Source organism: Cupriavidus phytohabitans, from assembly GCF_017815025.1.
Lineage (GTDB): Bacteria > Pseudomonadota > Gammaproteobacteria > Burkholderiales > Burkholderiaceae > Cupriavidus.
The window spans coordinates 43,388-56,137 of record NZ_JAGIQB010000049.1; the positions used below are offsets into that span (position 1 = coordinate 43,388).

Consider the following 12,750-nt stretch of genomic DNA (forward strand, 5'->3'; position numbering starts at 1 on the left):
GAGGGAGTGAATGTTTCCGGATGCGGACGCGGCTGCATCACGGGAGCAGAAGACCAATATCGGCAGCACCGCCAACGGAGACAAACTGTGAATCACATCGACGGAACGAAGTCAGCCTCAGTCAGTACCTCTCACCCCTCCCACGTGTTGGCGCGGTTCGACCGCTTGCCAACCATGGGCGCGCATTACGCCTGGGCGGCACTGCTCGCGGTCAACTTGATGCTGGAGTACTACGACAACGCCATCTTTTCTTATGCCGCCCCGACCATCAAGGCACACACGGGCATGAGCACCGAGCAGATCGGTGTCATCAGCAGCGCCCTCTACGTGGGGATGGTGATCGGCGCGCTCGTCGGCGGTTGGCTTTCTGACAGGGTGGGGCGCCGTCCGGTGCTGGTGTGGGGTACGGTCATGTACTCGCTCGGCGTGATTGTGACGGCATTCGTGCCGGAGTACGAAATGATCCTGGCTTCCCGCTTCGTCACCGGCCTGGGCGTGCAGGCGGCCACGTCTGTGTTACTGGTCTACATCTCCGAGATGTTCCCACGTGATGCACGCGGACGCTTCCTCTCCCTCGTGACAATGGGCTACACGGCCTCGGCGGTGATCGCGGCGGCGCTGGCCATGTTCTACCTGCCCACTGGCGGACCGAATACCTGGCGTTACCTGTTCCTGGCCGGCGGCATCGGCTTGCTGATTGCGCCCGTCGTGCATTTCTGCCTGCCCGAGTCGGTGCGCTGGTGTATCTCGCGCGGAAAGGTTGAGCAAGCCGCGCAGATAGTCGCCCGCCTGGAAGCGCGTGCGTTGCGCAACGGTCCGCTCGACGAACCCGATCTGCTAGCAGCGCACGGCGGTGCCACACATGCCACCTTGCGGGACCTGCTGCGGAACAACGTGGTCCTGCGCAACCTGATCGTTCTGTTTGTGTCCTATTTCGGGGTGTACCTGGCTTACTACACCTGGATAAACTGGAGTGTGTACGCGCTGGTGTATGACCTCAAGTACACCCAGAAGGATGCGTACTTCATCATGTTCATCTGGGTCGTGGTCTACGGCGTCATGCCTTTCATCGCCATGCGGCTGCTGGATCGGTGGGAGCGCAAGAACACCATCCTCTGCATGTCGGTGTGCTGTGCTCTGGTGCTGGGAGTGCTGGGCCTCTCCACCAGCTATTGGGCCGTGGCCGCTATTGGTGGCGTGCTCGCCGTCTTTAGCGGCTTCGTACTCAACGCCTACTACACCTACATTCCCGAGACAATGCCCACGCAGTTGCGCGCCTTGGGCAACGGCATCGTGATGTCGGGTGCGCGAGTCGGCGGCGTGGTGTCCGGCGTGATGGGCGCGGCGCTGGTCACTGCGGGTGGCCTAAAGTACGTAACATGGACCGCCGCCGCAATCTACATCGCTTTCGCCATCCCCGTGCTTATTTTTGGCCCACGCACCACGAACCGTTCGCTGGAAGCCGTGGCCGACGAAGAACTGGGCCTGGGCAAGGAAGGCGGCGCGCCCAAGCCGGCCGCGCGCGCTGCGGTCTGAAATCCCTTCCACTTGCCCTGGCTGTAAGGAGTCGTTCATGTTGCCTGTTCAAAAAAACCGGGTGGTCTCCACGCACTGGGGCACCTACAACGTCTCGGTCGACCAGGGCCGGGTGTCCAATATTCGATCCTGGTCGGGCGACCCTGCGCCGGCTCCGGTCTGGGAGGGCCTGGATGGCACGCAGACCGGGTTGAGGGTTGCCTCACCCGCCATACGAAAGTCGTTTTTTGACAAGCAGCATCGTGCAGGTGGTGAGGGCCGCGGGCGCGAGCCTTTCGTCGAGGTGGATTGGAAGATCGCGCTTGACATGGCCGCCGAGCAGATGGAAAGGGTGCGCTCGACGCATGGCAACCCGGCGATCTTTGGCGGATCCTATGGATGGGCCAGCGCCGGACGATTCAACCACGCGCAAAGCCAGATTCACCGTTTTCTGAACCTCCTTGGAGGTTACACGCGATCGGTCAATTCTTATAGCTATGGCGCTGGGGAGGTGATCATTCCCCGAGTGGTCGGCTCCATGCACAGCCTCGCGGGCAGGCACACGTCGCTGAAATCCATGATTCGAAGTACCCGGCTGCTGGTCACCTTTGGAGGATTGCCAGAAAAGAATGCACAGATGAACGCTGGTGGCGTCACGCGGCATCACTACCGCGACACGCTCGGGCAACTCGCGCAGGCTGGCGTGCGCTTGGTATCTGTCAGCCCGCTTCGGGATGACACCAGCGCACCATGCGAATGGATTCCCATACGTCCGCAGACCGATGTGGCGCTGATGCTCGGCTTGGCCTACGTCTTGGAAGCGGAGAACCTGGTCAACCGCTCATTCCTGGACCGCTACACGGTCGGATACGACCGCTTCCGGCATTACCTGTTGGGCGAGTCCGACGGCGTGCCAAAGACACCGCAGTGGGCATCGTCCATATGCCGCATTCCCGCACCGGACATTACGCAGCTCGCGCGTGATATGGCACAGCAACGGACCATGATCACAATGTCATGGTCGCTGCAGCGGGCTGAGAATGGAGAGCAACCGTACTGGATGACTGTTGCCCTCGCATCGATGATTGGCCAAATCGGCCTGGAGGGCGGTGGATTTGGGTTCGGCTATGCCGCCGTCAATGGGATCGGGCTTGACTCGATCACCGTGAAGATTCCCGCGCTGCCGCAGGGCAGGAACCTGGTGGCTTCGTTTATTCCCGTGGCGCGCATCTCGGACATGCTACTCAACAAAGGGCAATCATTCCGTTACAACGGCGAGACCCTAACCTATCCCGACATACGGCTCATCTATTGGGCCGGCGGCAACCCGTTTCATCACCATCAGGATTTGAACCGCCTTCGAAAGGCCTGGGCGGTGCCAGAAGCCATCATCGTCAACGAGCCCTGGTGGACAGCAACCGCCAAGCACGCTGACATCGTGTTCCCCACGACTATCGCGTACGAGCGAAACGATATCGCTGGCGCCAGCACAGATCCCTTTATTATTGCCTCCGCTGCACATGTGAAGCCCTATGCGAATGCGCGGAATGATTATGAGGTTTTCTCTGAGCTCGCCGCGCGATTTGGATTCCTGGAGAAATTCACGGAAGGCAAGAGCGAAGAGGATTGGCTGCGATCGTTCTACGCGCAGATCAAAGAACAGGGCGACGCGCAAGGTCTGAACTTCCCGCAGTTCGATGAATTCTGGGCGAAGGGAATGATCGAGGTTCCGACCCAGGAATCCTCCGCGGTCTTCTCAGAATTCATCCAGGACCCGTTAGGGCAGCCTTTGCAAACGCCGTCGGGTCGAATTGAGATCTTCTCACAGACCATCTGCGACTTCGGGATCAAGGGCCAGCCCGGGCATCCGGTCTGGATCGAGCCTGATGAATGGCTGGGGTCTCCCCAGGTGCTCGAGTTTCCTTTGCATCTACTATCGAACCAGCCAACATCCAAGCTCCACAGCCAATATGACCATGCGCCGCACAGCAGAAAACTGAAAATCGCTGACCGGGAACCGATACGGATTCACCCCATCGATGCAGCGAGCCGAAACATTGAAACCGGGATGATCGTCCGTGTATTCAATGCACGCGGCAGCTGCCTTGCTGGTGCGGTGGTGTCTGATGCCGTGATTCCAGGCGTGGTGCAAATGGCCACGGGTGCCTGGCTGGACTTGGACTTTGATGATGGAGATGGCCCTCCTTTGGACAAGCATGGCAACGCAAATGTGTTGACGCGCGACGTTGGCACATCGGAGATCGCGCAGGGCAGCACAGCAAATTCATGCCTTGTCCAGCTCGAACGCTATGCCGGTGTTCTACCGGCGACAACCTGCTTCGAGCCACCTGAGATCGTCGGCTGATCATTGGTGAGTCCCCCTTGCCACCACATTGATTTAGCCATCGTTGGCGATGACTGCTCAGCCCGGCGCTGCGCGTTTGCCATGCTCACTACCATTCGCGGCAGAGCTACGGCATGGAAATTGGAAGGAAATGATGAAGAAAATGTCCCAACAGCTCGATATCGCAAGCCTGGAGCGCTATCTGGAGGACCGCGTTCCTGGTTTCGAGGGGCCTGTCTACGCAGAGAAGTTCGCTGGCGGTCAGTCGAATCCGACCTTTCTACTGCAGGCGCGCAGCGGCCGCTACGTGCTTAGGCGACAGCCCCCGGGTGAGCTGCTGAAGTCCGCGCACGCTGTGGATCGCGAATTCCGGATCCTGACTGCGTTGTCAGAGACCGAAGTGCCGGTCGCGCGCGCGCATCACCTGTGCGAGGACCGTGACGTGATCGGCAGCATGTTTTACGTGATGAGTTTCGAGGACGGGCGGATCTTTTGGAATCCGGCCCTGCCGGAGTTGCCGCGGCCGGATCGAGCCGCCTGCTACGACGCAGTTTTGCGAACAATGGCAGAGCTCCATGACGTCGACGTCGAAGCGGTAGGACTCGGTGACTTCGGCCGGCAGGGCAACTACTTCGAGCGCCAGATCGATGTCTGGACGAAACAGTACCGAGCGGCAGAGACCGAGCGGCTCGCCGCGATGGAAGCGTTAATTGACTGGCTGCCGGATGCGTGCCCCGAAGACGCTGGTCCGCCGACGCTAGTGCATGGCGACTACCGGATGGATAACGTAATGTTCGAGCGCGATAGCTACCGCGTGAAGGCGTTACTCGACTGGGAACTGTCGACGCTGGGAAATCCGCTCGCTGATCTCGCCTACTTTTGCATGTGCCTGCGGCTGCCGTCGGATGGACATCTCCCGGGGCTTGCGGGTAAGGATCGCGTCGCGCTCGGCGTGCCGCAGGAAACGCAAATTATCGAGCGCTATTGCGAGCTGCGCGGCATCGAACCGATCCGCGACTGGCATTTCTATCTCGCGTTCAGCTTCTTCAGGCTCGCGGCGATCGCGCAGGGTGTGAAGGCTCGTGCGCTGAAGGGCAATGCGTCCAGCACGGCTGCCCTGCAAGTCGGGGAGATGGCGGGTACGCTGGCCGAGGAGGCTGTGCGCGTGATCGATGCGCACGGCTGACATGCTGGTCGCTCACGACCCACGCGAACGGTATCGACGCAAATCATCGAATCTCGAATCAATTTGAAGAACAATATATGGCAACGAATCTATTCGACTTAACCGGAAAGATCGCGCTCGTGACCGGTGCGAGCCGCGGCATAGGCGAGGAAATTGCGAAGCTGCTCGCTGAGCAGGGCGCGTACGTGATTGTCTCGAGCCGCAAGCTCGATGACTGCCAGGCCGTCGCCGAAGAGATCGTCAAGACGGGCGGCCAGGCGGATGCGCTGGCGTGCCACGTCGGGCGGATGGAGGACGTTGCTGCGGCGTTCGAGCATCTCCGCAGCAAGCACGACCGTCTCGACATCCTCGTTAACAACGCGGCAGCGAATCCGTACTTTGGCCACATTCTCGACACCGATCTTGCCGCGTACGAGAAGACGGTCGAAGTGAACGTCCGCGGCTACTTCTTCATGTCAGTCGAAGCCGGCAGGATGATGAAGGCGCAAGGCGGCGGCGCCATCGTCAATACCGCGTCGGTGAACGCGCTGCAGCCAGCCGAAAAGCAGGGCATCTACTCGATCACGAAGGCCGCGGTCGTCAACATGACGAAGGCGTTCGCGAAGGAATGCGGGCCGCTCGGCATCAGGGTGAACGCGCTGCTTCCTGGCCTCACAAGGACCAAGTTCGCGGGCGCTCTGTTCGAGGACCCCCTGATCTACGAGCGATGGCTCGCGGAGATCCCGCTGCGTCGTCACGGGGAGCCACGCGAAATGGCCGGCACGGTGCTCTACCTTGTGTCGAATGCTTCAAGCTATACGAATGGCGAATGCATTGTCGTCGACGGCGGCCTGACAATCTGAGGCGGCGAGAAAGTCCGCTGTTGCGCGGGTGAGGTCGTGGTGTTAAGTAGGCCCGCCGCGCATGTTAGATGGAAGTCAGACGACCATGAACAACTTCAAAAAATTAGGCGCAAATGAATATCGGAGTGCCCGTTGAAACGCTTGCGTGCGAATCACGCGTCGCCGCCACCCCGGAGACCGTCAAGAAATACGTTGCCCAGGGCCACAAGGTGGTGGTGCAGGCCGGCGCCGGCCTGAACGCCAGCCAGCCCGATGGCGCGTATGAGGCGGTCGGCGCCACCATCGGCAGCGCCGCCGACGCGCTCGGCGCGCAACTGGTGCTGAAGGTGCGCGCGCCCGATGCCGGCGAGCTGGCGCAGATGAAGCCCGGCGCGGTGCTGGTGGGCATGCTCAATCCCTTCGATGCCGAGAACAACGCGCGCATGTCGGCCGCCAACATCACCGCCTTCGCGCTCGAAGCCGCGCCGCGCACCACGCGCGCGCAGAGCATGGACGTACTGTCGTCGCAAGCCAATATCGCCGGCTACAAGGCCGTGCTGGTGGCCGCGCACCACTACCAGCGCTTCATGCCGATGCTGATGACCGCCGCCGGCACCGTCAAGGCCGCGCGCGTGCTGATCCTCGGCGCAGGTGTGGCCGGCCTGCAGGCCATCGCCACCGCCAAGCGCCTGGGCGCGGTGATCGAAGCCTCGGACGTGCGCCCGGCGGTCAAGGAACAGATCGAATCGCTCGGCGCCAAGTTCGTGGACGTGCCCTTCCTGACCGACGAAGAGCGCGAGATCGCGCGGGGCGTGGGCGGCTACGCGCGCCCGATGCCGCCGGACTGGATGAAGCGCCAGGCCGAGCTGGTGCACCAGCGCGCGCTCCAGGCCGACATCGTCATCACCACCGCGCTGATCCCGGGCCGCAAGGCGCCGGTGCTGCTGCAGGAAGCCACCGTCGCGCAGATGAAGCCCGGCTCGGTGGTGGTGGACCTGGCCGCCGCGCAGGGCGGCAACTGCCCACTGACGGTAGCCGACCAGGTGGTCAACCACAACGGCGTGATCCTGATCGGACATACCAACCTCGCCAGCATGGTAGCGGCCGACGCCTCGGCGCTCTACGCCCGCAACGTGCTGGACTTCCTCAAGCTGATTCTGGACAGGGAAGGCGAGCTGGTGATCAACAAAGACGACGACATCGTCGCGGCCTGCCTGATGACAGGGCAAGCCGAAGCGGCGCTGGCCGGTTAAGGAGAAGTCGATGGTGATGGTGAACCACACGGTGATCAACCTGATCATCTTCGTGCTGGCGATCTACGTGGGTTACCACGTGGTCTGGACGGTCACGCCGGCCCTGCATACGCCGCTGATGGCGGTAACCAACGCGATCTCGGCCATCATCATCGTCGGCGCGATGCTGGCCGCGGGTCTGACCGAAGGCGCCACGGGCCGCATCATGGGCACGCTGGCGGTGGCATTGGCCGCGGTCAATGTATTCGGCGGCTTCCTGGTGACCCAGCGCATGCTGGAGATGTTCAAGAGGAAGGAACCGAAGGCCAAGGCGCCCGAGGCCAAGCCGGCACTGGCCAAGGAGGGCGCGTGATGGCGGGCCTTGTCAGCATGAACCTCGTCACCCTGCTCTACCTGGTGGCCTCGGTCTGCTTTATCCAGGCGCTCAAGGGGCTGTCGCACCCGGCCTCGGCGCGCAAGGGCAATGCTTTCGGCATGATCGGCATGGCCATTGCGGTGGTCACCACGCTGGTGCTGATCGTCAAGCTGAAGAATGAATTCCTCGCGGCGGGCACGGCCCAGTCGTCGGTGGGCACTGGCCTGACGCTGATCTTCGCGGCGCTGGTGGTCGGCGGCGGCATCGGCGCCTACGTCGCGCGCAAGGTGCAGATGACGAAGATGCCGGAACTGGTCGCGGCGATGCACTCGCTGATCGGCCTGGCCGCGGTGTTCATCGCGGTGGCGGCGGTGGCCGAGCCGGCGGCGTTCGGCATCAGCCCGGCCGGCTCGCACCTGATCCCGCTGGGCAACCGCATCGAGCTCTTTATCGGCTGCTTCGTCGGCGCGATCACGTTCTCGGGCTCGGTAATCGCCTTCGGCAAGCTGGCCGGGCGCTACAAGTTCCGCCTGTTCCAGGGCGCGCCGGTGGTGTTTGCCGGCCAGCACATGCTGAACCTGGCGCTGGCGGTGGCCATGGTCGGCTTCGGCATCGCCTTCTTCATGACGCAGGAGTGGCTGCCGTTCCTGGTGATGCTGGCGATCGCCTTCGTGCTGGGCGTGCTGATCATCATCCCGATCGGCGGCGCCGACATGCCGGTGGTGGTGTCGATGCTGAACTCGTACTCGGGCTGGGCGGCCGCCGGCATCGGCTTCTCGCTGAACAACCCGATGCTGATCATCGCCGGCTCGCTGGTGGGATCCAGCGGTGCGATCCTGTCGTACATCATGTGCAAGGCGATGAACCGCTCGTTCTTTAACGTGATCCTGGGCGGCTTCGGCGGCGACGCCGCGGCGGCCACGGGGGGCGGCGCGCAGGCGCAGCGCAACGTCAAGTCGGGCTCGGCGGACGACGCCGCCTTCCTGATGGGCAACGCCGAGACCGTGATCATCGTGCCCGGCTACGGCCTGGCGGTGGCGCGCGCCCAGCACGCGCTGAAGGAGCTGACCGAGAAGCTGTCCGAGAAGGGCGTGACCGTGAAGTACGCGATCCACCCGGTGGCGGGCCGCATGCCGGGCCACATGAACGTGCTGCTGGCCGAGGCCGAGGTGCCGTACGACCAGGTCTTCGAGATGGAAGACATCAACAGCGAGTTCGGCCAGGCCGACGTGGTGCTGGTGCTGGGCGCCAACGACGTGGTCAACCCGGCGGCCAAGACCGATCCCAAGTCGCCGATCGCCGGGATGCCGATCCTGGAGGCGTACAAGGCCAAGACCATCATCGTCAACAAGCGCTCGATGGCCGCCGGCTACGCCGGGCTGGACAACGAACTGTTCTACATGGACAAGACCATGATGGTGTTCGGCGACGCCAAGAAGGTAGTCGAGGACATGTTCAAGGCGGTCGAAGCATAACTCTGACGCGGGGAGTGAAGGCGTCTACGTTCTATAACGACATCTCAAGTTCGCTCTGGCCTGCGAATTGCAAGCATCTTTTATTTATGATGACTAATGTTATTATAAATAGACAGAGAACCAAGCTGCGCAGCCGATCCGATCGCTACCGGAACGCCCCGGCTGCGGTGAGATCGCTAACGACTGCCAGGGACGATGATCGACATGAGCACAGCTTTCAGCAATTCGGGCATGAAGCGAAACATCCAGCGCGTGGATTTCGGGCGCGTTTCGGTCTTCTTCGGCGAGAAGAGGGGCAAATACCCCGACGGAAACCAGGTATTGATACGAGGCTCCGAGACTCGCGCGGCGTTCGACACGCCGCTTGTCGCGAACTACATCGGCCCTGAGTTTGACGCGACCGAACTGGTGGTGATGGGCCATGTGCATGAGGACCATATGGCGGGGTTGCATCGCATTCCTTATGCATCCGTATATGTGCACGAACGGGACTTACCAGCGGCAAGGAGCTGGGAAGGCATGATCGCCGCTTTCGGCAATGCGGAGTTTGCGTCGGAGACGCTGCTCAAGTTCCAGCGCGAATTTTTTTATGAGCCGCGGCCCGACGCGCAGGGTTACGTAGACGGGGCGTGCTGGGATCTCGGGCAGACCGGAATTCGCGCTTTTCACCTGCCGGGGCACACCGCGGGCCATACCGTTCTTCTTGTCGAACCGGAGGGCGTGGCTTTCACTGGCGACATCGACATGACCGGATTCGGGCCCTATTATGGTGACGTGGGTTCCAGCCTGACGGACTTCCGTCGCAGCCTCGCGCGGTTGCCTGAGATTCCGGCCAAGGTTTGGGTCACGTCCCATCACCGAGGCGTCTACACCGATCGTGAACAATTCCTGCGTGATCTCGCTGCCTATGTGGCCAAGCTGGACGAGCGCGAACAGCGCTTGATGGCCTTGCTGCGCGAATCCCCAAAGACACTGGGGCAGCTGGTCGACCAACGGCTACTGTATCCGCCGGGCTATGAAGGCTTGTGGGTGGTCAACGCCGAAACCCGTACGATTTCCCAGCATCTGGCTGAGTTACTTGCCGACGGGCGGGTTGAGGTGAGTGCAGACGGCGTCTACCGAATGGGATGAATCCCTGCGGGCCACCTCGGTGCTGGCCCTCACGTCATGTTCCGCTTCGGATCGAAGTAGCAACATCGCATCGGGTATGCAGCGGCAACGTTTGACGAGTGGCGGGCTTCGTACCAGGCCTGGAAGCCTATTGTGGACATCCAGTTCCGAGCCAACCAGGTTCTAGACGGTGCGCAGCTTGTGCATGCGCGCACGCGTCAGCCAGACGCCGGCCTGCGCGGCGTCTGGCGCGGCATCAATGAGGGAGAAACCACCTATGCCGGCGCGCCGCATACGCAAAGGCGCTGCCTGTGCCTTTCAACTTACCTCACCTCACCATCGCCCCAGCCGGGCAAGCAGGGTGGCGGCCCGTCACGAACCACACGTTGCCTCAAACGCGTTCAGGTTCAGGCGCACGTGATAGAAACCCCGCCATCGGCCAGTGAGTCAGTGCCGGTGACTAACGACGAGTCATCCGACGCCGGGTACAGCACCGAACGGGCCAATTCTTCCGGCCGCGCCACGCGCTTGAGCGCATGCAGGCTGGTGATAAAGGCCTGCGACTCCGTTGTGTCACTCATGCTGCGTTACAGAAGCGGAAGTGAGGCATGAGCGAAAAAGGGGACGCAACTACCTTGCTGCGCCGGGGCGCCAACAGTGGGGTGACGCCGTGGCCGAGGCTTGGCGGACGCAGGTTTGGAAATTTCGGAAGAGAACGGGGCGGTGGCACGAATGATGATCTGCGACCGCATGCGAAGCGTTGAGAAGCCTTAGGAAATCAGAAATGCAATTAATCGCCAGCAAGCTAACCACAACAGCGATGTCAGCTACCAAGGAGGAAGGCGTACTTTTGAGCTGGAAGGTCGATGGTATATTTTCACTTACGTGAAAGTACTTTTCTATATATGCCGAGGCCGCTTCCTGAATCCAACGCTACTATCACGCGCGACCATCCGCAGCATTGACCAACTTGGCGACCGGATACGGGCAACGCGGGCAGGGGAAGGTATGCCCATTGACCAGGCCGCCATTTATTGCGGCGTTTCCGTCGGCATGCTGTCCAAGCTGGAGAACGGCAAGGGCGTCAATCTGGAGCACGCGCTGCGCGTGATGGACGGACTGGGTTTGACGATGCTCGTCGTGCCGAGGGCGTATGGCAACGCGCGGTCTACTAAACACCGAGCCGGAAGCGGTTGGCGAGCTCTTCCACGATCGATGCCTGCAGCCTGTCGCGAGAAATCTTGAGGGGATCGCGCTCTGCGGTCGATGCCATCCAGCGCTTGAAGTCAACGAATGCGGCTGGACTGATCGTCGTCATCCGCGCCATTCTTCCGGTCACGGAAACGATGGGCGCAGAGAATGGAGGCGACCCCAACAGGACATTTGCGCGTCGCGCCTGCACTGCCCAGAGGTCGTCCTCGTCGTCGGTTAGCTGGAGCGGATGAGGGTCAAGATCGGCGGCCTCGCGGCGCAGGATGTCCACCTCGAAGCCCTTTGCATTCACTGCCGTAAAGAGTTGATCATCCCGAATCTCGAACGTGCTATCTACCTTGCGTAGGACATCCAGCATCGAGAGGTCCAGGTTCTTCATTCGGGAAGCAAACTGGAGGCGTTTGCGCGTATCCCAAAGGAGATCAACGTCGCGAGTTGCGAGGGCGCGTTCTTGCAGGCGGACCCCGGCTGCGGCTTCATACGCATAGAGGGCATGTGTCCCAATCACGATGAAATGCTCGGCGATATTGAGCCGAGTCATCATGTGAAGGATGGCCACGAGGATGTCTGGGGCCCGGCCGACGCGGATCGCGCGGTTCAGCCGCCGGTGCCGGTCGAGCTCGTCCGCGAGCGTCTTGAGCCGAGCCTCGGCGGCTTCCTTGCGTGCGTTGAACCGCGCGTACATGTCTTCAGTCGTTTCCGAACGCACCCCGAGGCTTTTCTGTTTGTTGTCGACGCTGGTTCGAATCAGGTACTCGCGGCCCTTCGTGGTTCGCCAAAGCATGCCGCCGCGAACCTCTGCAGCCTTGGCGCGCGCCGATTCCCACGCTTCGAACACCGCCTTCGCGTCGATATACTGGCGCAGCGCATCCTCATCCAACTCGATCCACGGATCCATGGGTTTCAGTATAAAAAAGCTACATGCTGATTTTATACTGAAACCCAAACATTGCGCCGTGTTGGCCTTGAGCATCGCAGGCGCGCCGAAATCGCCCAAAGAAGCACGCCGGCTACAGCGGGCTCGGACATCGTGCGACCGGCGCTCACGTATGCGCGACTAATCACACGGTCGCAACACTTTGATTTCTGTGGGATTTTCCTGCTCAAGTACGCTTTTCGACAGTTGCTGAAAGGCAACGCCGAGGCCATGAATGCTCAGTATTCCTGAGACTACGTCGAACTGGCCAAAACCGCAGCTGCTTCACAGCGCGTGCGAAACGCCCCACAGGAACGCTGTTTTGCATTGAAAAGCTACAGTCGCATCAATGATGAGCGTAAAAAGCCTACGGTCGCACGAATGTTGAGCCTGGGTCGCACGAACCTCCTTCTTCAACAGTAGGGAAGCGGTACGCGGGGGATCGCGAACCGTTATGAAGCCCCCTTGGCACGCCACGGTCGCAGTATTAGGGATGGTCTGAAAAACCTCTGCCAACGGAAGGGCGGCAGAGACGTTAAATGAGGATCACGAAAGCTGCATGA

The 12,750-nt window shown here is 61.3% G+C and carries 9 protein-coding genes and 1 pseudogene; 8 read left to right on the forward strand and 2 right to left on the reverse strand.

Going from position 1 to position 12,750, the window contains the following annotated elements:
* Nucleotides 1–87: 87 nt before the first annotated feature.
* The 8 genes from J8I34_RS27030 (at nt 88) to J8I34_RS27065 (ending at nt 10,080) form a co-directional block, all read left to right on the forward strand.
* The gene (locus tag J8I34_RS27030) at nt 88–1,536 is read left to right on the forward strand and encodes an MFS transporter (RefSeq protein ID WP_209807426.1); all 1,449 of its coding nucleotides are present in this window, start codon (nt 88–90) and stop codon (nt 1,534–1,536) included.
* A gap of 37 nt (nt 1,537–1,573) precedes the next feature.
* Complete coding sequence (locus J8I34_RS27035) at nt 1,574–3,880, forward strand: molybdopterin-dependent oxidoreductase (RefSeq protein ID WP_209807427.1); 2,307 nt, start codon at nt 1,574–1,576, stop codon at nt 3,878–3,880.
* 133 nt (nt 3,881–4,013) lie between these two features.
* Nucleotides 4,014–5,045, forward strand: coding sequence for a phosphotransferase (locus tag J8I34_RS27040; protein WP_209807438.1), 1,032 nt, complete (start codon nt 4,014–4,016; stop codon nt 5,043–5,045).
* A gap of 77 nt (nt 5,046–5,122) precedes the next feature.
* Entirely contained in the window at nt 5,123–5,887 is a 765-nt protein-coding gene (locus tag J8I34_RS27045) for an SDR family oxidoreductase (protein ID WP_209807428.1), read from the forward strand.
* A 113-nt stretch (nt 5,888–6,000) separates the two neighbouring features.
* Nucleotides 6,001–7,119, forward strand: a complete 1,119-nt coding sequence (locus J8I34_RS27050) for a Re/Si-specific NAD(P)(+) transhydrogenase subunit alpha (RefSeq protein ID WP_209807429.1) — start codon at nt 6,001–6,003, stop codon at nt 7,117–7,119.
* A gap of 10 nt (nt 7,120–7,129) precedes the next feature.
* The gene (locus tag J8I34_RS27055; RefSeq protein WP_209807430.1) at nt 7,130–7,471 is read left to right on the forward strand and encodes an NAD(P) transhydrogenase subunit alpha part 2; all 342 of its coding nucleotides are present in this window, start codon (nt 7,130–7,132) and stop codon (nt 7,469–7,471) included.
* The gene (locus tag J8I34_RS27060; protein ID WP_209807431.1) at nt 7,471–8,949 is read left to right on the forward strand and encodes an NAD(P)(+) transhydrogenase (Re/Si-specific) subunit beta; all 1,479 of its coding nucleotides are present in this window, start codon (nt 7,471–7,473) and stop codon (nt 8,947–8,949) included. The genes J8I34_RS27055 and J8I34_RS27060 overlap by 1 nt, the downstream gene beginning before the upstream one ends.
* Before the next feature lie 204 nt (nt 8,950–9,153).
* On the forward strand, nt 9,154–10,080 hold the full coding sequence (locus J8I34_RS27065) for an MBL fold metallo-hydrolase (protein ID WP_245176156.1): 927 nt from the start codon (nt 9,154–9,156) through the stop codon (nt 10,078–10,080).
* A 386-nt stretch (nt 10,081–10,466) separates the two neighbouring features.
* Here the strand turns inward: J8I34_RS27065 and J8I34_RS27070 are convergent.
* Nucleotides 10,467–10,646: pseudogene (locus J8I34_RS27070) on the reverse strand (SDR family oxidoreductase); the annotation flags it as partial.
* A gap of 584 nt (nt 10,647–11,230) precedes the next feature.
* Entirely contained in the window at nt 11,231–12,169 is a 939-nt protein-coding gene (locus J8I34_RS27080; RefSeq protein WP_209807434.1) for a GSU2403 family nucleotidyltransferase fold protein, read from the reverse strand.
* Between the last annotated feature and the right edge of the window lie 581 nt (nt 12,170–12,750).